Source organism: Scytonema hofmannii PCC 7110 (assembly GCF_000346485.2).
GTDB classification, from domain to species: Bacteria; Cyanobacteriota; Cyanobacteriia; order Cyanobacteriales; family Nostocaceae; genus Scytonema; species Scytonema hofmannii.
Window position 1 is genome coordinate 1,511,492 of record NZ_KQ976354.1, and the last position, 25,524, is coordinate 1,537,015.

A 25,524-nucleotide genomic window follows, 5' to 3' on the forward strand; every position below is an offset into this window, starting at 1 on the left:
TAAATAAGGTGTGGTCTAATGGGTCAAGCACATAAAACCACGCTACCTCAAAGTTAGTCTGAAGTGGTCTTATCTGGGCAGCATCTACCTTTATCTGTTTTGATTAAGTATTATTGAGGAGCAGTGTAACGGAGTATGAACTTAACAGGAGTGGTTGTTTCAAAACGGCTGAATTCACAGATTTTGTAGTGACTCCATTAGCATTTAAAGACAGTATTTGTAGATTTTTGGACTGAGTCAGCGATCGCTTGGATTGCAAGCTCAACCTGACAGATTGATAAGATTTGTTAATCAGTAATAAACTGCGTTTGCCATCTTGTTTTTGTACTGCCAATGCTTCTACAAAAGGGTGGTCGCTGGTTGTATGCATGACCGCTCCTATTAAGTATTTATTTGCCCAAGCAAATATAGTTGCTGGAGGTCGTAGTTGATTTTTTGGGTCAATCATACCGTAAATTCCATCCTTGAGATGCCAGGAAGTTGCCATATCAACGCCTGCATCAGCTAGGTGTTTCATAACTGAAGCAAACCAAACAGCCCCAATATGGTTGTGCTGTCTTGTTTCACCGGATGTCCACAAATAGTTAATATTGTATTCCCCTAGCAACAGAGGGACTGGGCGTTCTGGTATGTATTTCTTGGCGATCGCTCGAAAATCCTTGACTTGACGTGCATAATTAGGCGTGTAAGACATAATCCCATCAGTGGGTTGTTTTGCGTCTTTGCTACCATAACGATGCCAAGAGATAAAATCTACATTCGGTTTACAGGCTCTGAGAAAAGCTTCCAATCTTTTTGGATTGTCCCATGTCAGTGCTGGTCCCCCTATTTTAATTTGAGGGTCAACAGCCTTCATGGCTTTTGCGACTTTATTGTAAATTATCCACAGTTCATCTAACTTCCAAGCTTTATCGTAAGAAACTTCTTTTTCGTTCAACGGTTCCCAGTAAATAACTTTTTTTTGGAGACGACGGTTGAGAATTTCTACAAGTTGAGCACATAAAGTAGCATAGTTGTCATACTCGGACTTATCCAACAAACCGTCTTTGCTCTGAACCATCCACTTTGGCCAACCAGGAAGATTTTGGATAATAGTGGGTTTGTGAGGATAGGAAGCATCATATCCCGCTTTGATTTTAGCCACATTCCAAGTTTTGGTTGCAGCATCCGTCCAGCGATCGCACAATTGAGCGTGGTGAATGCGAATTAACTTAATACCAAGTTGCTGAATGTGATTTTGGAAGGTGCGATCGGCTGCACGTTCGGGAGACAAAATCTCATAGTCATTAGAACCAAAAGTAAATGGAGTAGACTTTGCTATTTGATTTGTCCAATCAATACTCACTTGAGCAGTCTTTTTAGATGCAGCAGTGGAAGATTTCCATAGCGTATCCAACACTCCAAAAGTGACAGCGCTGGCTGCAGTCAGTTTGATAATATCTCTGCGTTGCATAGAAATTTATGAGTTCGCTATGGGAACATGAGAGGGTTGGGAATAGGGCGTTGTTTTACTTTCCACTCCATTAATCACTAGACCAAAAATTTGGACATTATGTTGGATCAGCTGTGCAAAACTGTCATTGACAGAGTTTTTGTAGCTGCTATTGGGACGGATAACAAACAGCACGTTGGAAATAATAGTTGCCATCAGTGCAGTTTCACTTGTTAAACTTACAGGAGCACTGTCAACAATAACATAATCGTAATCCCCACTCTCTTCACAAGTTGCTAATGCCTGCTCAAAGTGTCCCCGTTTGAGCGTTTCCATAATCCTGCCTTGCTTGGGTAAGCTTGGAAGCAGATCTAAATTGGGTTGTACTGCAACTTGCCCTGCTGTAGATCCTGGAATATAACCCAAACGGCGGCTGAGTTCAGATCTGCGAAAATCTCCATCCACAAGCAGAACTCGAAAGCCCAAATCCACTAGTGCGTAAGCCAAACCTATAGTAACCGTTGTTTTACCTTCTCCCATAATGGCGCTGGTGACTAACAACCGACGATTATTGAGAGGCTGCAAGCTAATTGCAGAAGCAAGACGTTGAAACTCAACTTCTATTTCATGATTAGCCAGTTCAAATTTTGTAACAGAATGTTTGATTCGAGGAATAGTTTGCATCAGGGCGAACTTTCGAGCCTGTAAATCTTTGGCACTTAACAAAGGATTGCGACTTTCTAAAAATAAAACCAAGGCAGTACTACCGACAACCGATGCCAGAACAGCATTAATTATCATTAACATTTTTTTGGGACTGATAGGCTTGGAATCGACCTGGGGTGCATCTAAAACCTGTACATTTGGATATGCATCAAAGGCATCTATATTGTTTTGCTGGATCTGAGCCAGTAAACCATTATAAACACCAGCAGCAACGTCTACTTGTCGTTGTAGTTCTGACAGTTTTGCCTGAGTTTCAGGTACAGATTTCAAGGTGGCTTTCAGTTGAGCAATTTGACTATCAAATTGCCGTGCTTGTTCTTTAAGAGCACTAGCTTCGCTTTCCGCCAGAACAAGTTGTTGGATTAAAGCAGCGCGACCTTGAGGATAATTAGGTGCTACTGTAGTGTCTACTCTTCTACCATCTGCTGTTTGTGCAACGTATTGCTGTAGAATACGTTGTAATTGTTTGCGCCGTACAAGTAGGGTTTTGATTTCTGGATGCTCATTAGTAAAGAGGGATTGTTTCTGACGTAAAGAATTTTCTACCTCAGATAAACGCTGACGTACAAGCTGATATTCTTGGTTTTCACCCAAACTTAGAGAGCGAATTGCTGGATCTGGTGTTAAATTTAAGCGTGTTGAAAGCACTTTTAGGCGATTTTCATGAGCCTTTGCTGAAGCTAAGGCTTGCGCTCTAGCATTGATTAAACTATTGATTGTGGTAACAATACCTTTAATTTGTTCTTCGTTGTTGACTATACCACTAGCCCTTTTAAATTTTGCTAAGTTGTTTTGTGCAAAAGTTAATTTTAATTTGACTTGCTCTAGTTCTTGCTTATTGTATTCCTGGCGTGCTTGACTGTTAGCTTGCCGCAGTTCATTTAAACGTTTTTGATAAGTTTCAGTTAACACTACTGCTCTCTGTAATGCTAGTTCTGGGCTAGAAGCATTTACAGTCACCGATAAAATTGTGGATTGTTCCTCTGGTTTTACCGTGAACAATTTTTTGTACTGAGTAAGACTCTTAAATTTCTTTTTCTCAGGATCTGCTGCTAACACCCGCTCTAGCAAATTATCGCTATTGATGATAGATGCCTGTACATTCAGGGGATTGACTTCAGTGGAAAAACCAACTTCACCATTCCTTAAAGAACCAAGAGTTCCCAAACTTGCATCAAGTTTACTATTGGTTTTTGGCAAAATGAGTTGTGTGCCAGCAACCCAGACTGGCTTAGCAGTCACAAGCGCGAAAGCAGTGCTGAAAACAACCAACAGATTAAAAGCAATTAATAATTTCCATCGTCTAGTTACAATAGTCGCTATTTTATTCATATGCTCATTTTCATTTTTCCTGGTGTACGCAGTTCACGATGATTACTTAAAATAAACAAAATGTTCGTCTATTAAAGATAAATTTGACATTGGTGAATATACTGAAAAATAGGGATTTGGAATTGAGGATTGGAGATGCTGACTCAATACTGCAAGGGATACAATAATTGAGGTGTCAGAACCCCGGTTTCGCAGAAGTTATCGGGGTTCTAATTTCCGCTTATCCGAATAGTATTGGTCTCGTATGGGCGCACCAAAGGCAAGGGAGCATCCCAATTTGGAAAAAACACGCTTGTGATTGAAATCACGCCTATACAGACCAAGTCCGCCTGCGCGGACTTCTATATTAAGTCCACGTAGGTGGACTTTGTTTGTATAGCAAGAGAATTCTATTCTGAGGGCAATGTTGCTTATTCGACGAGAGTAATGAGAGCTACTTGAGACTTATAAAACAATTAGATAACGCGCTGTTTTTTGAATATCTAGCGTGAAAATTCGCGTGAGAAATTCTAGCCAATTTAAAGGGTGAAGCTCCTACCAAATAAAGCTGCGATGGGATGTGTTTCTTAGGAGCAAATGCTATTTACTTTTATTACAACAGCCTCTTAGTCTGATTCACTCCTCAAGACAGATGCGAAAGCAGATTTAATTGAACCTCCTGCTTCCTTGATTTTCTGGGCGATGGGTTGCTCATTATGTAAAAACACACGCGCACAGTTGCGTCCCGGCAAACCGGAAATTGAACCACCCGGATGAGTTCCAGCACCAGTAAGATACAAGTTACCAATTGGTGTTTTGTAGTTAGCTAATTCCGGCAACGGACGGAAGCAAAGCATCTGTTCTAAGGTCATATCGATGTGGTAATAATTACCTTTGTAAGTCCCTAACCGTTCTCCCAACTCAGCCGGACTTTCTACATGACGGGCGATGATTGAATGTTGCAGATTGGGCGAATACTGCGCCAGTTTATTAATCACCTTGTCTGCAACTTTGTTTTTCAGTTCATCCGTCCAACCCGTACCCTTTAACCCTGTACCCTCTGCACCAACAATTTGATAAGGGGCAAAAAACTCTATCCATAATGTGTGTTTGCCTTCTGGTGCCATCGATGGGTCAAGTCCGGTAGGCATCACCACATATATTGATGGGTCTTCATCAGGAATTTTGCCCAGAGTAATCAGACTATGGGCTTGTTCCACATGATTCACCGAATCAGCAATCAGAATAGAACCCATCAGATAATTATCTTGGTGATTGTGGTGGACAAAGTGCAACGGTTCAGATAAAGCACAATCGATTTTGAGGATGGTTTCATTGTTGTTGATGATGCGGCGGTCTAACCTTTCGCGCAAGTTGCCATCGCTATTATCGACATCGCTACTATCCATTAATTGCAGGAATAAGCGCTTGGCATCAATACTTGAAATTACACCTTTGTTGGCACGATATTCTTTACCACCAGCAACTCGCACACCAACAGCTTTAGCATCATCTACCAATACTTTTTCTACCTTTTGGTCGGTGAGGATCGTACCACCTTCAGCTTTTACCATCTTCACCAAAGCTTCGACAAGTCCGCCACTACCACCACGTGGTCTTGCCATACCGGGATTATGACGCAACATCATCATCATCGCCCCAAAGGACATAGCTTTTTGCGAGGGAGGGGAACTCAGTTCTGCTGAGAGTCGAGCCAGAGGTGCTTTGAGAAACTCAGAATCGAAATACTCGTTAATATTATCTGTGGCACTGCTGAGTAAAGTACGCAGTAAATCAAGGGTTGTGTTAGAGCCACCTAGAAGGGAAAATAAGTCTTGCAGACTATTGAGATTGTAATTGCCTGCAATATCAACAATTGATTTGGGTGGCGCATTGAAGAAAGGCGCAATCCCTGTGATAAAGCGTTGCCAAAAATCGGCATATTCAGCGTATTTTTCAGCATCACGCTGACTATAACGGGCAATTTCTGCACAAGTCTTTTCCACCGATTTGTGAGCTAAGAAATACTTGCCATCTGGATGGGGGCAAAAGGCAACTGGATCGCAGCTAAGATATTCCAAGCCGTACTTGTGTAGTTGTAACTCTTGAATAACTGGCCCTAAGAAAATAAACAGATGGTTAATCGCGCAAGGACTAAATTTAAAACCAGGTGCTTCATCAGGCATAAGTTCTTCAGTTGTAGAACCGCCACCAGGTAGCGATCGCCCTTCCAATAACAGGACGCTGTAACCAGCTTTCAGTAGGTAGCCTGCACAAACTAAACCATTATGACCAGCGCCAATAATTACAACGTCATACGCTTCCATGACTGTAGGGTGGGGAGTAAAGTATATTCCCTGATATTAGGAAGGGCTGAAGATATCTAAATCTTTCGTGGGTTATAGAATATTTATATATCTAGTAGTAGTATTTTTATCGCCAAGAAGTAAATTTCTTTTTAATCCACTTTTCTGACTATATTGTACCCAATCGAGAAACACTGCTTTAAAAATACGAAATAATTGCTTGATATCTTCAGCAGCCAATTGATCGATATCATCAATTGTTACGACTATTCGCCGCTGCTGCTGTACTAACGTGTCTTCTACTTCTTCTTTATTTGTGTGTTATTATATACAATAAATCTTAACAGGACTATATATCTTTAGATAGGTTTAAACCATTTATAAGTATAGATAAATAGAATTATCTGTCGATTCTAAGGTAGAAGTACATAAGCGGTTGTCCACTTTTTTACTGGCACATAATTAATATTGTTTGATTATGAAATTCCTTGTTGATGCGAAACAGGTAGAAGCAAATGTATTAGCTTTAGAAGTTTACACTCTTATCAACAATGGAAGATGTAACAATTTTTTTTATTGCCTAAAGTTTTTTAGAAACGGCATTCAAAAAATTTCAGAAGATATCATACAAGACAGCAAAGAGAGCGGCAGAGAATATCTGGACAATCCTCTATCTCTTGCATTAGAAGACCAAACAAGAAACTTGTTTACTAATTGCTTCTACCTTTTGCAAGATTGCCCTGAGAGTGGTACATGGTTCCTAAACGGCAAAAAAGATGAAGAAAACGGAAAGACTTTAGAGCGATTGAAGTACCTTTTATTTAAGCTTGTGGAAACAGATAACTCCCAAATCAATAAATTCATTTTTGATGGACTAACAAAAGCTTGTGGTTTGCGGTTAGAGCAGTTAAACATCAGTTCAAGCTATTTATTCAGGAATCCCCCCGTCCTCTTGCACCACAAGCTTTGAAGTTTCAGATCGATAAATATAGCTCTCTACAAAACTTTCATACTATTCCATTTAAACTAAAGTGACATAGGTATCACTTTCTGCCTAGGGGAATAAGGATGTTAGAATGAAGTTGGTATAATCTCATTAAGATAAATAAACAATGGATTTGGCTTGCAATTGATTGCACACGCCGAGAAATTGTCGGGGTATATATTGGCGATCGCTCTAGCCAATCAGCAAAATCGTTATGGCAATCTTTACCATTGTTGACAATCACTGCTACCGCACGGTCTTGAGGCTCTCCACACTGGAGCTAAACATATCCGTAAAAATGCTCATGACCGTGCGCTCCCTAATCTTAATATTGGTACTGACCGACATCCCCGATTGCAGTTGTATTTTGCGTCCGTTCGCCAAAAGCGACTGTTGTGACAATCGTACCTTAGCCGGAAATCTGTAGTACGGATAAATTTGGTCTGGTGGCAAAGCATCAGAGCCAATCGAAATGAGCTGACCTTTGATATCGCCAAATTCGCTAAAGGGGAACGAGTCGATTCGCACATCCACTGTCATTCCCTCTTTGACAAAACCAATATCTTTGTTGGTGATATATACCTTAGCGATGAGTGCATCATCAGGAACAACCTTAAGAATTGGTTCGCTAGAAGTGACAACAAATCCTGGAGTGTGTGCCTTGAGTTCAAAAATTGTACCAGCTACCGGGGAATTAATTTCTTGATATTTCAAATTCATCTGAGTTTGACTCAGTTGAGAATCAATTTCTGCTATCTTTTTGTGATTCTCAACTATGGCTTTTGTCAACTGAGAATCAATTTCTGCAATGCGTTTGTTGTTATCTGCAATCTGCTGTAGCCAATCTTGACGAGAGAGAGCAATTGTGTTTTGTAGCTTGGCTTGTGCTTGAAAAATAGCTGAATTTAAACGCGCCCGTTCCTGAACGAGTTGGTCAATTTCAGACTGACCGTTTCTCACTTCCTGTTGCTGTTTGAAGTATTGAATTTTAGAAATCACTCCATCTTGCATCAATGGAGTGACACTATTTAAAATGCCTTTGTTCATTGCCAAGGTATCAATAGTGGAAGCTTGTTTAATTTCAGCTTGTTGTCGTTGATGCTGCAATTGGACAATCTCTAACTTTGCTGCAGCAACACGAGCATTCAATTCAGCTTGGTTTGATTGCAGGCGTTCTTTTTGTTCTACTGTTAACCTATTGGGAGATCTCAAACTATCCAATTGAGCGCGATACACTTGGTTGTCAGCAATTAATGTTGCTCGACTTTTGGTAAGGTCGAGCATCTCTCTTGGGAGTGAAGGAGTGAGGGAGTGAGGGAGTGAGAGAGTGAGGAGATTTTTTTCCCTCCCTCCCTCTTTCCCTCGCTTTCTCCCTCCTCTTAATTGGGATTGATAGAATTGGTTTTCTTGAACTAAAGAAACACGTATTTTCTGTAAAGAAGCAAGTTGTGCTAAAGCTGTTGTAGGGTCAAGACTCAGGAGACGTTCTCCACTCTTTACGTGCTGTCCGTCCTCTATATGAATTTGTTTTACCACCCCACCTACAGGGGCTTGTACTTCTTTGACGGTACCTGTTGGCTCCAACTTACCTGTGGCTGAAACCGCTTCTTCAATTTTGGCTACGTTTGCCCAAATGATAGCACCCGCAGTGACTGCCATCAAACTCCATAATATTGCTCTTGACCACTTTCTTGGTTGAGTAAGAATTACGGGTTGGTCAAACTTGAGGAGTGAGGGAGGGAGAGAGTGAGGGAGTGAGGGAGTGAGGGAGTTTGGATTTTGTTTGATGGAAGTATCGGTGGCAATTTTATGGCTTGAATGTTTACCATTTCCATTTGAATTATTTCCTTTTCCATTACTGATATTCATAATTTTTCCTGTATCTATAAATAATGTGTCATTTAGAAATCAATATTGATATATTGTTTGTTATTGCTTTTGAGATAATCCATGGGAAGAGAACATATTAAAAACCATAAAGATTTAGAGGTTTATAAACTAGCATTTGATGCTGCTATGAAAATATTTGAGGAGTCTAAAAAGTTTCCAGTGGAAGAAAGATACTCTTTGACCGACCAAATTCGTCGTTCTTCAAGATCTGTCTGTGCTAACTTAGCAGAGTCTTGGCGCAAGCGTATGTATGAAGCAGCGTTTGTAGCCAAGTTAAGCGACTGTTCGGCTGAAGCAGCAGAAACCCAAACATGGATAGAGTTTGCTGTTCAATGTAAATATTTGGATGTAGAAGCTGGACGCGAGCTTTACAAAACCTATAATTCAATTCTTGCTATGTTAGTTTCCATGATTCACAACTCAGATAAATGGATAATACCTCCCAGTAACAACAAATAACTCTTACTCTCCCTCACTCCCTCCCTCCCTCCCTCCTTCACTCCCTCACTCCTCCCACCGCTTCTTGCTGTTGGTAGAGACAGTAGTACCGTCCCATCATCGCCATCAGTTCTGCATGAGTTCCCTGTTCCACAACGGAACCTTGGCTCATCATCAAAATGACATCGGCACTACGGATAGTCGCAAGACGGTGGGTGATGAAAAATACTGTTCTTCCCTTGAATGCTTGTGCTAGATTTAAACACACTTGGCGTTCGGTGTCGTAATCCAAAGCACTGGTCGCTTCATCTAGAATCAATAGTGGTGGGTTTTGCAGTACTGTACGAGCGATGGCAATCCGTTGTCTCTGTCCACCGGATAGGGCAGAACCCCTCTCCCCAACACGGGTTTCATAACCATTGGGTAAATTCATGATAAAGTCGTGAGCGCAAGCAATCTTGGCAGCTTCTACAATCTCTTCTGGAGTGGCATCAGGCATAGTCAGGGCAATATTTTCCTGAACTGTAGTATCAAATAACAGAGTATCTTGCAGCACCATGCCAATTTGACGGCGTAAGGAGTAAAGTTCGACCTTATTGATATCGTAGCCGTCAATTTTGATCCGACCAGAATCGAGTTCGTACAGGCGGGGTATGAGTTTGGTGAGCGTGCTTTTGCCAGCACCACTTTGTCCCACCACTCCAACAAACGTTCCTGCTCCAATATCTAGATTGATATTGACCAATTGGGGATTGGGACTCTTGCTAAAGCTGAAGGTCACATTCTCGTATTTGACATTACCTTGAATAGCTGGCATTGGGATATGGGAGTATGAGGGAGTGAGAGAGTGAGAGAGCGAGGAAAAATTCTCTCTCCCTCCCTCACTCCTTCCCGGACTCACTCCTCCTAGTCCAGCTATCTCGCTTTCAGTAGGATTATCTAGAATATCAGCAAGTCGTTCTAGAGATAATGCCGTTTCTTGGAAGTTCTGCCACAGTTGTATCAATCGTAACAAAGGACTGGTGACATAACCTGCAATAATACGAAAAGCAATTAGTTCTCCCAAAGTGAGTTGACCTTCAAGTACTAAAAAAGCACCAACCCACAGCAAGAGCAAGCTAGAAAGTTTGTTGAGGAAGTTGCTGAGGGAACTTGCGGTATTGCTCGTCAGCACGTTCTCAAAAGAAGCACTAATGTAACGTGCGTAACGGGTTTGCCACTGCCATCGGGAATTGAGTTCGATGTTCTGTGCTTTGACAGTTTGAATGCCAGAAACCACTTCGACTAAGTAGGATTGCGTTTCGGCATTGCGTTCTGCTTTGGTTCTGGTTTGGCTGCGGATGATGGGAGCAAAGATATATGTCAGCAGGGCAAATAGGGGTACTGTTGCAAGTGCTACGATAGTGAGCAACCAGCTGTAAATGACCATCACCGCAATGTAAATGACAGAGAAGATAGCATCCAAGACTACGGTTAGGGCAGTTCCCGTAAGGAAGGAGCGGATGTTCTCCAGTTCGTTGATGCGGCTTGAGATTTCACCGACAGGACGCTTCTCGAAATAGCGCAGTGGTAATCTGAGCAGGTGGTCGATGACCTCCGAACCCAAGCTTAAGTCGATGCGGTTGGTGGTATCGACAAAGAGGTTGGTTCTCAGCCAAGTAATAACCCCTTCCACCACAGCCATGGCTATCAATAGAAATCCCAACACATGGAGGGTATTGACACCGTTTTGGATAATAACTTTATCAATAATGACTTGGGTAATGAGGGGGTTAGCCAGTCCCAAGAGTTGTACAAATAAGGAAGCAATAAAAACTTCGATAAGTACTGTACGATGTTTTTTGATAGCAGGAAGAAACCAACTCAAACCAAAGCGGCGTAGTGACGTTTCTTTTGTAGGTTGCAGCAGTAGTACTTGACCTTCGTCCCCCCAAATATCGGCAAATGCTGTGGGGTTTAAACGTCTGATGCCCTGTTCTGGTATTGCCAAAACCAATTCTTTGGAAGTGGCTTTGTAGAGAATGGCGAAACTATCTTGCCAAGGGAGGAGTGCTGGTACTGGTAGGCGAGGGACACTGAGGGCTGGAACTTGTACTAGTTGAGAGGTGAGTCCCATCAGTTCGGAGATCGCACCGCACAGTTGAATGGAAATGCCACCCGTGCGCTGAAAGTTGTTGACCAAGGCACGTTTGATAACATCTCGCTTGAACGGCATTCCCCAGTATTCAGCTAGCATTTGGAAGCAGGCAACGGACGCATCCACCGGACCCCTGCCACGAACGTGAGGGTATTTGACCGATTGGGGGCTTGGTTCTTCTGGTTCCTCCGGGCGTTCTGGGGCGTAGGGTACATCTTGCCAGAGTGAGGAGTGTCTGAGTGTCTGAGTGTCTGAGTGAGGGGAAACAGTGTCCCCTGATATTGTTAGTTCCCGCAAACCAATGAGACGAACTGGTTTGTCAGCTTCTACTTTAATATATGCTTGTGGGTCATGAGAGTTGAGGCTACAACCTATAGCATAATTGGAACTACCGCCACTCACCAGCCACAGAAGATTGGGGTCTAGCTGTTGAAGTAGCGTTGTGCCTGGGGGCAAGTTGAGGACTGTAGCTGATGCGTGATGCTGAATTGCCAGTTCTTTAAGATTGGCATTCCCCTTAGCCCTTCTTTCTAGTTCTGCACCCAAGAGGTCATACACTTCAATTAAGGAAGAGTGATTGCTATATACATCTCTTAAGACTGGTTCGAGTTCTAAAAGTTCTCGAAAATCGGCTGCACTTAGGGTAAGACAGAGGGTTTCACTTGATGCGATCGCGGTTTCACTTGCAACACCCCTCACCAAGCTGGCAGCGCCTAATACCGCTCCTGATTTCAACAATTGCAGTGTTTCTGGAACTTTGGCTCCGGGTGCGTAACCGATAAGACGCGCTCCACCTGAGTAGATAATGACAATTTTATCGGGCATGGTTTCTCGCACAAAGATGGCTTGCCCCATGCGATAGCGTAGTGGTTGGAGTTTTGAGGCAATGCGTTCAACACTCCTGACATCCAGCTGGTTGAAGGGGTGGTGTTGAGCGAGAAAATCAATGATAGTGGTAGTGCTGGATGTCATCTTGTTAGGAGAACTGGGGTAGGTGTATCGTTAAGAATGGTTGGTTGGGCATTACGAACGGCTTCTGCAAGCATTGTCTCAAACATCTGATTGAGCAGAAACGCACGCATGGCATCGTCCAACTGGGCGCTGATAAATTTCTCCAATCGTAGGATGACTACCCATTCTCCTAACTTGGTTGGTGGTAGCAGTTCTCCCGGTTGGGAGGTGGAAAGCATTTTGGTGATGGTAGGATGGGGTTGTGACAGGGGAACCGGACCTAGCAATCCTCCTGTTTGTGCTTCTGCCCCTTGCGAGTATTCAAGGGCACATTCAGCAAAGGTCTGTTCTCCTGCTAGTATGCGAAAGAAGAGTTCTTGAGCAACTTCTATCTCAGGAGTACGGATGAGGGAATAAACAACTTTGTCTAATTGGGACTTGTTGTTGAGAAATATGGATTCAATCTTCGCTCCCCACGTGGCAATTTTAAATTTCTCAATCCTGAGTTCTTTTGTTGCTAGTGCTTCGAGTTGCTCAATTGTCATCCCATATTGCTGCAACTTTGTTTGGAGTAGTTCGGGTGTGGTAATTTGGTTCTTCTGGTAGAACTGCTCTTGGGCGCTCTTTTTCTCCTCCACAGTCAGTGTGACAGGAGCAATAGCAGAGTCAATCGTCATGGAGCGACATAACTGGGGAAGCATTTGGTACTCAGCTAGCAGGCGAAAAACCTCTGCTTCTGTGATTGTGCGATTCCCAAATTGGAGAATTTGAGCCATAGAGAGTTTGGGTAGATGACAGAGTGGGAGGATGAGGTGGTGAGGTGATGAGGTAGTGAGGTGGTGAGGGGGTGAGGTAGTGAGGTGGTGAGGGGGTGAGGTAGTGAGGTGGTGAGGTGGTGAGGTGATGGGGTGGTAAAATTCTCCCCATCTCCCCATCTCCCCATCTCCCCATCTCCTCATCTCCTAAACCTTTCACCAAATAGCAAGAGGGAGTGTTGTTTTTGGTACAAACTCCCAATTGCATGATGGCTTGTTGGTTATCTATATCACAATGATAAGTACACGGAATTTGGTTGTAAAGTTGGCAATTGAATGCGTGAAAATACTAAGTGGCTGCTCTATGAGTTGACAATGAGGATGTGGAAAGGCTACTGTACTAATCTGGAGTGAACTTTCGGGTTTGTCTATCCCAAAATGTAAATACACAGAGAGTTTTGAGCAAGCGCGTATAAAAATCCCACGCAGGGCACGGTGATCCAATGTAATTATTCACTCCCCCCCCTGCAAAATCCTCGAAACCCCTGATTTATCGTTGAGAGGTAGGGGGGAGTGTGAAAGGTTACATCCAATGGATCCAATTACCTACAAGTACCAAAAAATATCACCCGGAAGATAACTTGTCTGGTTACATTCGCTACTTTTCCTCTATATTGTTACGGTTCTGATTTTTTTCAAAATATCTGGATAGGAAATCTACGATCCATTTCCCCAGAGTCATGTCTTTAGATGTCCAGTTAGGAACTTGCTCTTCATCAATTCCAGCACCTAAAGTTTCTTCAAGAGATAATACAAGCTCTAGCATATCCCACCCAGGAGTTGGCAAGTTTATTAAGTGTCTAAAGCTATCATCTGGATACAACTTCTCAGGAGATAGTCGATAAGCTTTGCCTAATTCTGTTCGGCAACACTTCACTGTTTTTCTCGCCACCTCACCTGACAATTGCAGCCTGTGGAGAAATTCCTCATCGCTCATACCAGAACGCTGCAAAATCTCATCTAGCTTTTTAGATTGATTAAACCAAAAGTGCATAAACTCCTCCCTTGAGTTCTCTCTAATTACCTGTAGAGAAATATTGGTCATACGACTTTCGGATAAAAGATCCAGAAGCGTAGCCGACAGTGAAGCCGAAAAGAAAATGTAGTGTCATAAACGTGGTTGATTGTACAGATCGAAACAAGATAGCTCTATTTGCAGTGTAGAGTTCTCCAAAGGCTTGGGTCATAGCATTTCTTCTCCATATCGCTCCACGTACAAGCACATCATCTCCAATTGTCAAAGCTGTAGTAAAAGCTGTGCCAAGTGCAACTTCGTAATCTGGTTCTAATATACCGCCTGTGAAACCAAGTCCAAAACCTGCTAGCAATGCGGCTTGACTTCTTGAATGTGTAGCTATTGCTTTCCTGAACAATTGCCGTGCGCCAGTTTGAATAATTGGTCCTAACCCAGCTGGAGTCAGATAGATAGCCCCACCAAGCATAGCTCCAGCAGCAGCTCCACCAACTGCTCCTACTAATGCAAACTTCAAAGTTTCTTTGCTGAAGACTTCACCTGATTTACTATAGCCGTAGTATCCACCTCCTGCTGCACCAGCGAATGCACCAATAATTGCACTACCAGTCAACACCTCTGTTAATGTGAATTTTCCACTTGGATCAGTCCCGTTAACGGGGTTAGCATGAGTATAGATGTACTTATGTAGCGTCAAAGGTTCACCCAGCCTACCTTCATAGGTATCCCGTCTAGTAAACCGCCCAGTTTCAGTGTCGTAGTACCTAGCCCGTAGATAGTAATCACCTAAATTGGAGTCATACTGCTCGCCAGCAAACAGATACTTGTTACTTACACTGCCAGTAGAATTCAGCAGTTCCCCGTATGCCTCATAGTTGTAGGTGTTTACAACACTACCACTTGCATCAGTGAGCGCTCGCGTGCTGCCCAATCCATCAACATGGTAGAAGGTGCTCTTGATGCCCTGTTTCTGGGAAATCAAGTCCGAGCCGTAAGTATAGGACGCTTGCACCGCGCCATAGGGGGAATACTCTTCCAACACTTGACCGTAGGGCTGAACAGTATCAATCAGATAACGAGTTTCTTGATTGTTCACTATCGATGCAACCCGAATACCCTCATCGTTGTATCGATACTGCATTGATTGAAGCACGACACCTGACGAATTCTTAAGCGTTGCGGTACTCAAACGGTTCTCGTAATCCCAGGTATAGGTGGTTGTAATGCCGTTTTCGGTCTTTGTTAAGGTATTTCCATTGTTGTCATAGGCATAACTAGCAATAACTTTCTGATTGACTTTTTCGTTCTCTAGCCGATCGTTGGCATCGTAAGTGTACACCGTATCTGTTGTGACAGCATTCACGGCTTCACTTTTGGTCTTGCGGTTACCTACCTTATCATAGGTGTAGTCGTAAACTCGATTACCATTGACAGCATCGGTGATTTTTTCTTGAGTTAACTGATACAAGTCGTTATAAGTGTATTCAACAATTCGTCCGGTATTGTCTTCCACCTTCCGTCGATTGCCCACAAGATCGAGTGTGTAGGTGTAGGTGGAGATAATTTCACCACTAGCTTTTTTGTTTTCCAAGACCCGCAGGCGATTGAGCTCGTCATAGCGGCGAACTTCTTGTGTACCGTTGGCAAATTTTGTCAGAAGTAGATTGTTCACCCCATCGTAGTCGTAGTCTGCTGTGACGATGTTGTTCTCAATCACTTGATCGAGGCGATTGCGCCGATCAAAGGTGTAGTTCACCGTACCACTGGGTGTAGTAACTGATGTGCGATTGCTAGCAGCATCGTAGGTGTAGCTGATGCTTCGGCTGAATCCACTGATGGTGACAGTGTGCTGTATGAGGCGATCGCGTTCATCGTAATCACTGTCTGTGATTGCCGTTGTCACGCTACTCGCATTTATAAACTTAACAACGTCCTGTAGCCCGGTGTTTGTGTAGGTGTAGGTGACCTTTGAGCCATCCCCAAACAGCTTTGAGGTTATGCGGTTTTGGGGGTCGTAATCATAGGTAATGGTACGGCGATTGAAGTCGGTGTAGGTTTTGAGATTGCCTACCGCATCATAGGTCGTGTCAGAGCGTTGACCCATTGGTAGAATCACTGCTTTGCGCCGACCAAGCTTATCGTATTCATACTGGGTACGGCGATCGAGAGCATCTTCCATCCAGATTAAGTTCCCGACCTCGTTGTAACCATACTCAGTCCAATCTCCAAAAGCATTTTTCACCCCTGTCAATTGACCCAGCGCATCGTAGCGATACTCTGTGGGCTTCCTGTTTTGGTCTGTAGTCGCAATCCTCCGACCTAATGCATCATACTCCTGAGTGGTGTAACTCTTATCGTGGAAGTGGGTTTCTTTGAGCCGTCCCAAGTCATCATATTTATAAGTAGTAGTGTAGTTGAGCGCATCTGTTTGAGAAACAAGCTGTCCTGCCAAATCGTACTTATAAGTTGTTTTGGGATTATCAAGTGGGTTTGTAGGGGTATCATCAGCGTTCAGGATTTCAGTCTGGCGACCAGCTGCGTCGTAACGAAACTCAGTACGATTGCCAAGCTCATCAATTTGCGCTTTTACCAACCCGTCCGTGTAGTAGATGGTTTCGGTTTTAGGATTGTCCCATAGTTCTGGTGAAAGATTCTGGTCATCTGGTGTCTTATCAGGATAAACCGTAAAACGTAAGCGACCAACTTTGTCATAAATATATCTCGTCACCCGCCCCAGTTGGTCAGTGGTCTCAATTTGACGACCCGCCGCGTCGTACTTAGACTTTGTGCGGGGATTGTCGTCTTTCGTATTGGTCGTTTTGTCGGGGTAGATTGTTTCAACAAGCTCGCCTTTGTCATTGTAGATAGACTCAGTGCGTCGAGTGAGCGCATCAATCACCGCAGTTTGCCGACCCAGCTTATCGTACTCGTAGGTCGTAGTCCAGTTTTCGGCATCGGTCATTGTCTTGAGGTGTCCCTCTTTATCATACGTCCACTGAGTCAACAGTGTTTGTACGCCAGTCGGTGTTGTTCTTGTGCGAGTTTCAGTCTTCTTGTTGCCATCACCATAGTAGGTATAGGTGGTAGTACGGTTTAACGCATCTGTGACAGTTTCTACATTACCAAAAGCATCGTAGGTAAATTTTGTGGTCTGCTCATTTGCATCCCTGACCGACTTGAGTTGCCCACTGAAGTCATAATCGTAAATTGTTGTCTTTTGAAAAGCATCTAATGTTGAGCGCAGATTGCCCTTGCGATCGTAAGTATTGGTAGTTGTACGACCCAACGGGTCAGTCTCAGTTAACAGACGACTCCTGTCGCCGTAGGTATATATAGTTTTGTAACCTGAAGGTTGCTGCTCAACAATCTTTTTCCCTGTGGCATCTGTGGTATAACGAGTGACAATACCTACTTCTTCTGAAAGCTTGTTGCCAAGAACATCGTATTTGTATTGGGTAGTCAAGCCAATTTGGACGTTATCATTTGGGTTAAGGTCTGAGCGGTCTGAGATGACAGTGTCTTCTAGAACATTGTTATTATCGTCATACTGCCGCTTGGTAATCTTACCTTGAGCATCAATCTCAGTCACAACATTGCCCCAAGCATCATATTCGTAAATTGTGGGATGACCTAGTTGATCTCGTACAACCTGTCTGGAGTTGTTGGGGTCATACTCCATTTCTACCTTTTTGCCATTGATGTCCTCAATGTACTTCAGACGACCTGTTACCGAGTCGTAATCATTCCGTACTCCAGTTCTACCAAGTGGGTCGATGATATTGTCGAGATAATGCTGCTTTTTACTGCCGTACTCGAAACGAGTTGTATTGTTCTCCCTGTCGGTAACAGCAATCAAATCTCCTTTGGCATCATAGTCATACTTGATGAGGTAGCCCATTGGATCTAGTACTGACGCAATTCGCCCAATAGCATCCCTCTCGAAGGTAATTTGCTTGCCAGTGGAGCTATAAATCCCCCCATCCGTATAGGTCAGCTTGTTACCATTGGTATCTGTAACTGTCAACAAATCACCCGTATTGGCATCAATTTCGTAGACAATCCCATCTTTGGTCGTCAGCACATAAATGCCACCAAAGTTGATATCGGCGGGGTTATAGGGTACTCCACCATTTAAGCCCACGTACTCACTACTACCAGCTTTATGAAGAATCCGTGCATTTTTCACACTCAGCGTACTGGTAACACCTTTATCGCCAACGAAAGCAGGACGGTAAACAGCCGCATCCGGACTTCTAGCGATCGCCGCCGCGAGTTTAAATATGGGGTCTAGGGTGGGTTTAAAGGTAAATGCTTCCCGCTTACCCCCTGGCAATGTAATGTAAACCCGAGTCTCATCACGGAATGCACTTTGATACCCCAATATCTGGTCTTCTTCAGATGGAGGTCGCAGCGATGTCCGCAAGTCGGTATCCCTAAACTCCATCCTCCAACCATAGCCAAAGTCGTCAGTGGTGTTGGCGGTCAGGGTATCGTAAGTACGGGTTAGGGTAATGGGGATGCCAGTTACTGGAATCTCGAGGTCAGTGAAAGACAAGCGGAAATTACCGAGTTTCAATTCGCCTGCAACATCAATTGTTTCTTCGACAACTCTGCCATTGCCAGAAGCATCATAGGCACTCAGCCGCAGTCGATAAGTATCGTTTTGCAGCAATGAGGGGTCAAATTTACCTAGGATGTCGTTACTAACTGTCTTGGTGCCACGTGCAATTTCCTGAAATTCCCCACCCGCAAGCGGTGCTACCTCAAGGATGTAATTTATTAAGTTATCATCACTGACGGTACCGATAATGTTAGTCGGTGCGGTCACGATGCCGTTAGGAATGTTATTTAAGTTCAGGCTAATGTTGGGTGGGGGATTGTTGGGGTTGGGATTGGTAACCAAAACGTTCCATGTAGCGGATTGTCCCTCATTCAATGCCGTGTCAGTTGCTTTGGCTATGGCAGAAATATTTCCGGTTTGGGTCATTTTTACCTTTGCCATGCCGTTGGGATCGAGTTGGACGGTTGTGCCGTTCACCAACAGTTGCAAGGAAGCGACCTTAATATTGTCTGTTGCCCTAGCTTGGAATGTGACTTCTGACCCGACTGTGGCAGAATCTGTATTGGCAATCAAAGTGACTTGAGGTTTGATAGTATCGGCAGCAACGGTAATGTTAAACTCGTGCAGTTTGCTACCACCATTGTCGTCACTGACGGTAACCGTAACCTTATGGGGAGTGGTAGTGGTGATTTGACCTAGTGTGGGAGTCCAGCGCAATCGACCGAACGCATCAATCTTCATGCCCCTGTCAAGGGATGCAGTGTCAAGGGAATAACTTAAGCTATCTCCCTCTGCATCCGTGGCTTTGATATCGTAGGCATACAAAGTATTTGGCGTTGCACTAGTAACAGGCGTCGAGGTCACATTTGGTGCAGTATTAGACCGTGAAATTAAGGTAAAGCGTTGTAATGCGCTCATTCCACCAGCATCAATGACTTTGACAACCACGTCAGAGGTAGTAGAGAATGGACTCGCCCAAGTTACCAACCCAGTTGTGGAATTGATGGTCATCCCACTCGGTCCACTTTGCAAGTAGTATGTCAGTATGTCGCTTGCATCCGGGTCAGTCGCTTGAATTTGGTAGCTGTAAGGTTTGCCAACTCCCGCTTTAAAATTAGGTGTGGAAGTGATGCTTGGAGCATTGTTGATAGGTGTCGTACCTACCACTATGTTGAAAGTTTGGCTGTTGGTCGCACCATAAATATCAGTGACGATCGCCTCAACAGAGACGGGTTGTGCGGCTCCTGGAGTCCATTGAATCACACCAGTGTTGCTGTCAATGGTCATGCCAGTTGGTTTGTTATTGCCCAAACTGAAAGTGAGAAAGTCATCTTCTGGGTCGGTGGCAACAACTTTGTAGGTATAGGGCCGCTCGATGGCAGCACGGGTGATGGGAGTAGAGATAATTTGCGGTGGTACGTTAACTCCTCTTGTTGTGATGCTAAATTCTTGAATGGAGAAACCGCCAAGTGCATCAACAACTTGTACCACTACCTCACGTTCTCCTACTTGGTCAAGTCTTGGCGTCCAAACCAGAATGCCGCGTTCCGAGTCAATGGACATTCCCTCTGGAGCAAGATCGAGTTTCCATGCCACGGAGTCGTTGTCGGTGTCAAGAGCGGTTAAGTTGTACCGATAGGTTGTGCCAACAGTTGCGTCTAATGGGGGGATGGAGGTGATGGTTGGTGGATTATTGGTGCGGTTGGTCGTGCTGACGACATCAATACTAAAAGATTGGGTTTGGATACCACCTCGCCCATCACCTAAGAGGATCTTAACTGGGTTAGCACCGAGTGGGTTGACTTTGGCATCGGGAGTCCACAAAATTTTGCCCGTGCTGTCGATGGTCATCCCAACAGGGGCAGTTGTTAAGGTGTAGGTGAGGGGGTCATTGTTGGGGTCGCTAGCTTTGACCGTGTAGAGGTAAGATTGTCCCAAAGCAACGCGATTTCTTGGCGTGGAGGTGATGATCGGAACTTGGTTAGAAGTGCTGGAGACGGTATTGATACTAAATTGGTGCTTTGTGACTCCCCCTTTCCCATCGCTAGCAACAACAGTAAACGATTTTTGACTAGTAGCGGTTGGCTTCCAGGAGAAAACTCCCGTTTTTGAATCAATAGCGGCACCGTTAGGGCTTTCCAAGGTGTAAGTAATGGGGTCTCCTTGGGCATCGACAGCAGCGAACTGATATTGGAAAGTGGTGTTAACGGTTGCTGTCAGTTCTTGAGTGGGTACCAATGTAAAGACTGGAGCGGTGTTGGCTGAAGTGACTTGAATTTGGAAGTATTGCAAGTCAATCTCACCCCTACCGTCAGCAACCCGAAGAATGACATCAAATTTACCAACTTGATCGGGAGTCGGTGTCCAGACGACAACGCCAGTTGAAGCATCAACCGTCATGCCTTCTGGTTTCAATGGCAGATCGTAGGTGAGAAAATCGGGGTCAGGGTCAGTTGCTTTTGCTTTGTACTTGAGCAGTTCGCCTACCTTAGCAGAGACAGGTGCATTTGTTTTAAAAGTCGGCTTACTATTTGGAATTGTTGTTGCAGGTTCGGCAAGTCCAAAATTGCTATAGTGAGATTCACCACTAGTAGTGATAGTAGGAATGTAATATCCAGCAGTGGGAGCGGTTCGCGTATAACCATTCGGCATGACTTGCCGCACCGTGTAAGTACCAGGCAGCAAATTAGTGAAACTATATTGACCTGTTTCCACAGAGACAGTTTGTGGATTGTCAGACATGGAAACCGTGTTAGGCTCTGCCGTGTCAAGAATGCCATTGTTGTTTAAATCCAAGTACACGGTCACGCCTGCTATACCAGGTTCTGATTGATACCTTTCGTCTTCTCCGTTGAAAATGTTGATGATTTCTTGGGCTGACGTCAATTGTTGAGCTTCTGGGTCAATGTTGCGAAGTTGATTGATATCAGATCCATTCCCTATACCAAAGGCTTTGAGATTAACTCCCTTGGTTTTCAGACTATTGACAACTGTAATATCCAGCGGACCATATCCATCTGAGAGGAAGATGATATTGCCCTTACCTGAAGTTGTGCCCAAAGCAGTAAAGATTGACTGAGCTAAATTCAAGGGTGGTGTGAAATCTGTGCTTCCTTCGGCTGTAAAGGTAAGTGCTTCTCTAATGTCTAAAATTCCGTTGTTATTTTTGTCGGCAGTTGGGGTAGTAGTAAACTGGACACCAGTCGTCACTGGGTCCATGTCAAGAGCTATAGCGTAGCTATTAAACACAATCACCCCAACACGAGCTGTTTTGCCACGACCTTTGTCAATTAATTGCTGGTTAAAAGCGACCACACCAGCTAATTCCGTATCCAAAATGCTTAAAAAAGTGCTGTTAGCAAATTCGTTTAAGTTAGCAGTCGTCCAATCGATGTCGCGCCCTCCAGTACTTCCGGAGTTATCAACAACCAACAGAATATCTGGTGTATCTCCCTGAATCAAGCTAATATCCGGTATGCGATTGCGGTTGAGGTCGTTCCATACCAGACCCTCAATTTTACCCAAAGCGTTGGATACATCTACTGCAAAGCTTTGCGTGTCAAATCCACCGCGCCTATCTGTCACCTGAACTTGAAAGTTATACTTGCCAATTACTTGGGGAGACCACTGGATTTCTCCGGTATTTGCATCAATAGCTGCTCCAGGAAGCGGATTTATCAGACTATAGGTAAGAGAGTCATTGTTAAAATCAACGGCTTTGACTTGATATTTATACTGTTTGTCTTTTAAACCAAAGCGAGTTATAGGTTCGCTAACGATCTCTGGAGCACGATTAAGAGGGTCTATCTGAGTCTTGACTTTAAAGACTTGCTGTGCGGTTCCTCCCTTGCCATCCGTTACAGCTAAAATTACGTCATAAGTATCCAATTGATTGCCATTGGGCGTCCAACTCACCACTCCCGTGCTGGGGTTGACTGTCATCCCCTCTGGCTTGTTGACCAGGGAAAAGGTCAATGTGTCGTTATCAGCGTCTTTGGCGATCGCCTGATAAGTGTAGTTTGTATTAATTGCTGCATCAACTATTGGAACGCTCGTAAAAACAGGGGGTCGGTTGGGTGGTGCATCGATGACAGAGAGCGTGAACTGTTGCGTTGTCACTCCACCACGACTGTCGTTGGCTTCTACCAGTATCGTGTGGTTGCCTTTGTTGGTAGTGAGGGTGTTCCAGCTAATCAGCCCAGTTTTTGAGTCAATTGTGGTGCCAACAGGAGATGACAGCAGTTTGTAGGTTAAAACGTCGTTATTGGGGTCAGTGGCATCTACGTCATAACGGTATTGCTGACCCCCAATGATTTCCGTTACGGGTTGGCTCTGAATTGAGGGTTTTTGATTTAACTGCGCCAGTACCACTAAGTCATAAGTAAACTGCTTGCCTTGAGGGTTGTAGAATGTTAGGGAACGTTGGTTAGTCAGTTCTAGGGGTTCTACTTTGCCATCACTGACTAACTTGCTGAAATCATAGTAAGGAATCCCCTCTGGAGTCATTCCATCGGGTTTGTACAGTGTTACAGTGGGGTCGCTAATGTGGGTAACGCCAACAAGCAACGGACCATCAACGCTGTATTTGCCAGTGTTGCGAAGGGCTATGTCTGTATGCAATAACTTGGTGTCAGCGTTAAAGCTCGTGCGATGGTATTCAGGTTTGAAGCTATTGGAGACATCTGCCAACAAGTTGAAGTTAGGCGTTGTTGAAGTGCTGGGCAATGTCTGCGTACCAAAATCTTTCTGGACAGCTCTTAACGTGCCAACTGGTGCGGGATTGATGGCAAAACTCGTAATGCTGACGTTTGTTGTCGTATCGTCATCGTTGTTGACCAAGCGGAATATCAGTTTGGCGTTGGTCAAAGGTTTAGTACCAGTTAAGTTCAAGCTAACAGTACGGGTTGTACTGTTGTAAGTCGTACCCGCACCCAGGGCAACGGCTTCACCTTCAGTCCAGTTGAAGAAAGCATCTCTCCCATTAGAAACAGTATGCACCAAGGAATTGCCTGCTTCATCGACTAAAGCAACCTCAAAAGCATCTTTAATCGAATCTAAATCCTTGGTGTCGAAGATGGGATTGATGTTAAAGCTGATGAGGGAAGGATTGGTCGGAATTGTGAAAGGAATCGTGTGAGTGGTTGCAAAGTTCTTTCCTTCTGCCAGGGAGAAGTTGGGAATTACCGAAATGGGGAACGATTGGATTGAAGAAGCTTTCCCAACATCTTCTACTTTTAAATCAATATTAAAGATACCACTGGTGGTGGGAGTGCCGCTTAAGGTGGCAGTGCCATTACCGTTATCCACTGACTTGAGCCAGCTTGGAGGGTTAATAGCGGTAATTTTGCGAGTATCTCCCGTATCTTGGTCGGTGGTGGTGATGCTATATGAGTAGGCGCTACCTATAGTCCCCGTGTATGTAAAAGGTTTGCTCGTAAAAGTGGGAGCTTCGTTAACGTTAGTGACGTTAATGGTAAAAATCTGACTTTTGGTTAACCCATCAAGATCGGTACTGCGAACTTCAATACTGTGCTGCTTGAGGCTTTCATAATTGAGTAACGTATCGTTAGCAACTTGCAACTGATTGCCAACAATTTTAAAGCGCCCGCCCCCATCGTTGACCAAACTATAAATGTGATTGTCTCCCACATCCGGGTCAGTGCTGCTCAATTGACCGATAACAGTTCCAATGCCACTATTTTCTGCTACTGTGTTGCTGGTTAAGTTAATGGCAGTAGGTGGGCTAATACGTTTGATTGTGGTGGAGAAAGTTTGCTGATTACCTGCTCTATCAGTAGCCCGTACCGTGAAGGGATTATCTCCTATTGTCAAAGAGACATTGGTGAAGGTAAATTTGCCAGTGCTATCGGCTGTGGCTGTCGCTCCCGTTTGCTCCAACTTTACGCTCGCGCTGGCTTCGGTTTGACCGACTAACATTACCGTACTAAAACTGGTTCTCTTGTCGCCAACCGTACCGGAATCAGACGCCGCATCTAGATTGAATGCTGGTTGAGGGGGAGGAGTAGTGTCAAAAGTAAAAGTAAAAGATTCTTTAGATACTGAAATCAACTCTCCTTCGTCCCGTCTTGTTAAGACATACAAGACGTGTGTGCCATCTGGTAAGGAACTGCCATAAATCGTATTTAGCGCTGTGCGGTCAAAGATTGTGACGTCGGTTGGTTTCATCTCCGGCAAAATATTGACATAGTTGGCTTCAGGAGTGTTATTAAAACCTGCTTTCCACTCATAAATTTCTTCAGGATAGGGGACACTCACTCTCGTTGTTGGATCAGAGGTAATCTTGTCAGTATTCGTAGTCCCACCAGGAGCAGTATCGTTAACTAAGGCAAACGAAGTGATCTTTGGTGGTTCAGAACTTAAGGAAGTGGAACCCGTGCTTTCATCGTATGCACCCGCGCTCGAAGTTGACAAAAACTGTTGGCTGGTATTGGTAGTTGTTAGGGTATCCGCTTGGGAACTGCTGACGAGTGGGCTAGCGTTCTCACCACCCGTAAGGATATCTTTTTCCTGATGACTTTTAAACTTCTTACGTTGGGATGGAATGCGATAAATATATGGCTGTTGCTTGAATAGTAGCGGTTGGTCGAAGGGATTGAGGGCTTGAGTGTTGGAGTTAGTTATATCCTCTGTATTGTCGCTTGTCGTGTCTGCTTTCTTTTGGGGGTCTAATTGGGAGGTCAGGAGGTCTGCGCCACTCGGAGTCTTAAGCGTTTTTTGCCAATCCAATAAAGATGAATCATCACCCAACGGTGCAACTAAAGATGCACTTTCTAAGAGAGATTGTGGCAGCAAACTATCATTATTGTGAGATGCACCGTTGGTGAAAAAGCTGACAGGACGAACCATAACTAAACCTTTGCTAGTGAGAAATGATTTTGTGTTAGTAATTAGACTTAATATGAGATTTCCGCCTATTTATGAGCTTGAAGAGTCAAGCACGTATGCTCTTTTCCTCAAGCCCCTTCAGACAGCAATGAT

Annotated in this window: 11 protein-coding genes and 1 pseudogene; 2 read left to right on the top strand and 10 right to left on the bottom strand. The window is 44.1% G+C overall.

Going from position 1 to position 25,524, the window contains the following annotated elements:
* Positions 1 to 103: 103 nt before the first annotated feature.
* The 4 genes and pseudogenes from WA1_RS06530 to WA1_RS59450 form a co-directional block, all read right to left on the bottom strand.
* Positions 104 to 1,453: a GH39 family glycosyl hydrolase gene (locus tag WA1_RS06530; RefSeq protein WP_017748980.1), complete on the bottom strand. Its 1,350-nt coding sequence runs from the start codon at positions 1,451 to 1,453 to the stop codon at positions 104 to 106.
* Between the two features lie 6 nt (positions 1,454 to 1,459).
* Entirely contained in the window at positions 1,460 to 3,490 is a 2,031-nt protein-coding gene (locus WA1_RS06535; protein WP_017748979.1) for a polysaccharide biosynthesis tyrosine autokinase, read from the bottom strand.
* Between the two features lie 605 nt (positions 3,491 to 4,095).
* Positions 4,096 to 5,796, bottom strand: coding sequence for a beta-carotene ketolase CrtO (crtO, locus tag WA1_RS06540; RefSeq protein WP_017748978.1), 1,701 nt, complete (start codon positions 5,794 to 5,796; stop codon positions 4,096 to 4,098).
* Positions 5,797 to 5,868: 72 nt separating this feature from the next.
* Positions 5,869 to 6,084, bottom strand: a pseudogene (locus tag WA1_RS59450) (P-loop NTPase fold protein); the annotation flags it as partial.
* 169 nt (positions 6,085 to 6,253) lie between these two features.
* Between WA1_RS59450 and WA1_RS06545 the strand changes: the two are divergent.
* Positions 6,254 to 6,745 carry a hypothetical protein gene (locus tag WA1_RS06545; protein WP_017748977.1) on the top strand — a complete coding sequence of 164 codons (492 nt, stop codon included), beginning with the start codon at positions 6,254 to 6,256 and terminating at the stop codon, positions 6,743 to 6,745.
* A gap of 261 nt (positions 6,746 to 7,006) precedes the next feature.
* On the opposite strand, the gene WA1_RS06550 is transcribed toward WA1_RS06545, so the two are convergent.
* Positions 7,007 to 8,629, bottom strand: a complete 1,623-nt coding sequence (locus WA1_RS06550; protein WP_066612773.1) for a beta-barrel domain-containing protein — start codon at positions 8,627 to 8,629, stop codon at positions 7,007 to 7,009.
* Between the two features lie 81 nt (positions 8,630 to 8,710).
* On the opposite strand from WA1_RS06550, the gene WA1_RS06555 reads away from it, so the two are divergent.
* The gene (locus WA1_RS06555) at positions 8,711 to 9,109 is read left to right on the top strand and encodes a four helix bundle protein (protein ID WP_017750217.1); all 399 of its coding nucleotides are present in this window, start codon (positions 8,711 to 8,713) and stop codon (positions 9,107 to 9,109) included.
* Between the two features lie 37 nt (positions 9,110 to 9,146).
* On the opposite strand, the gene WA1_RS06560 is transcribed toward WA1_RS06555, so the two are convergent.
* From WA1_RS06560 to WA1_RS59460, 5 genes are all read right to left on the bottom strand, one after another.
* Positions 9,147 to 12,197 carry a peptidase domain-containing ABC transporter gene (locus WA1_RS06560; protein WP_066612776.1) on the bottom strand — a complete coding sequence of 1,017 codons (3,051 nt, stop codon included), beginning with the start codon at positions 12,195 to 12,197 and terminating at the stop codon, positions 9,147 to 9,149.
* Positions 12,194 to 12,952, bottom strand: coding sequence for a peptidylprolyl isomerase (locus tag WA1_RS06565; RefSeq protein WP_017748974.1), 759 nt, complete (start codon positions 12,950 to 12,952; stop codon positions 12,194 to 12,196). Before WA1_RS06565 ends, WA1_RS06560 begins: the two co-directional genes overlap by 4 nt.
* On the bottom strand, positions 12,885 to 13,199 hold the full coding sequence (locus WA1_RS56685; RefSeq protein WP_158516603.1) for a hypothetical protein: 315 nt from the start codon (positions 13,197 to 13,199) through the stop codon (positions 12,885 to 12,887). Before WA1_RS56685 ends, WA1_RS06565 begins: the two co-directional genes overlap by 68 nt.
* Positions 13,200 to 13,589: 390 nt before the next feature.
* Positions 13,590 to 13,985 carry a hypothetical protein gene (locus WA1_RS06570; protein WP_017748973.1) on the bottom strand — a complete coding sequence of 132 codons (396 nt, stop codon included), beginning with the start codon at positions 13,983 to 13,985 and terminating at the stop codon, positions 13,590 to 13,592.
* A gap of 22 nt (positions 13,986 to 14,007) precedes the next feature.
* Positions 14,008 to 25,392: a putative Ig domain-containing protein gene (locus WA1_RS59460; RefSeq protein WP_017748972.1), complete on the bottom strand. Its 11,385-nt coding sequence runs from the start codon at positions 25,390 to 25,392 to the stop codon at positions 14,008 to 14,010.
* Positions 25,393 to 25,524 lie beyond the last annotated feature (132 nt).

Bases quoted from the DNA above. Each gene is read 5' to 3' on its own strand.
- WA1_RS06530 (WP_017748980.1), bottom strand. From the start codon at position 1,453: ATGCAACGCAGAGATATTATCAAACTGACTGCAGCCAGCGCTGTCACT.
- WA1_RS06535 (WP_017748979.1), bottom strand. From the start codon at position 3,490: ATGAATAAAATAGCGACTATTGTAACTAGACGATGGAAATTATTAATT.
- crtO (WP_017748978.1), bottom strand. From the start codon at position 5,796: ATGGAAGCGTATGACGTTGTAATTATTGGCGCTGGTCATAATGGTTTA.
- WA1_RS06545 (WP_017748977.1), top strand. From the start codon at position 6,254: ATGAAATTCCTTGTTGATGCGAAACAGGTAGAAGCAAATGTATTAGCT.
- WA1_RS06550 (WP_066612773.1), bottom strand. From the start codon at position 8,629: ATGAATATCAGTAATGGAAAAGGAAATAATTCAAATGGAAATGGTAAA.
- WA1_RS06555 (WP_017750217.1), top strand. From the start codon at position 8,711: ATGGGAAGAGAACATATTAAAAACCATAAAGATTTAGAGGTTTATAAA.
- WA1_RS06560 (WP_066612776.1), bottom strand. From the start codon at position 12,197: ATGACATCCAGCACTACCACTATCATTGATTTTCTCGCTCAACACCAC.
- WA1_RS06565 (WP_017748974.1), bottom strand. From the start codon at position 12,952: ATGGCTCAAATTCTCCAATTTGGGAATCGCACAATCACAGAAGCAGAG.
- WA1_RS56685 (WP_158516603.1), bottom strand. From the start codon at position 13,199: ATGCAATTGGGAGTTTGTACCAAAAACAACACTCCCTCTTGCTATTTG.
- WA1_RS06570 (WP_017748973.1), bottom strand. From the start codon at position 13,985: ATGCACTTTTGGTTTAATCAATCTAAAAAGCTAGATGAGATTTTGCAG.
- WA1_RS59460 (WP_017748972.1), bottom strand. From the start codon at position 25,392: ATGGTTCGTCCTGTCAGCTTTTTCACCAACGGTGCATCTCACAATAAT.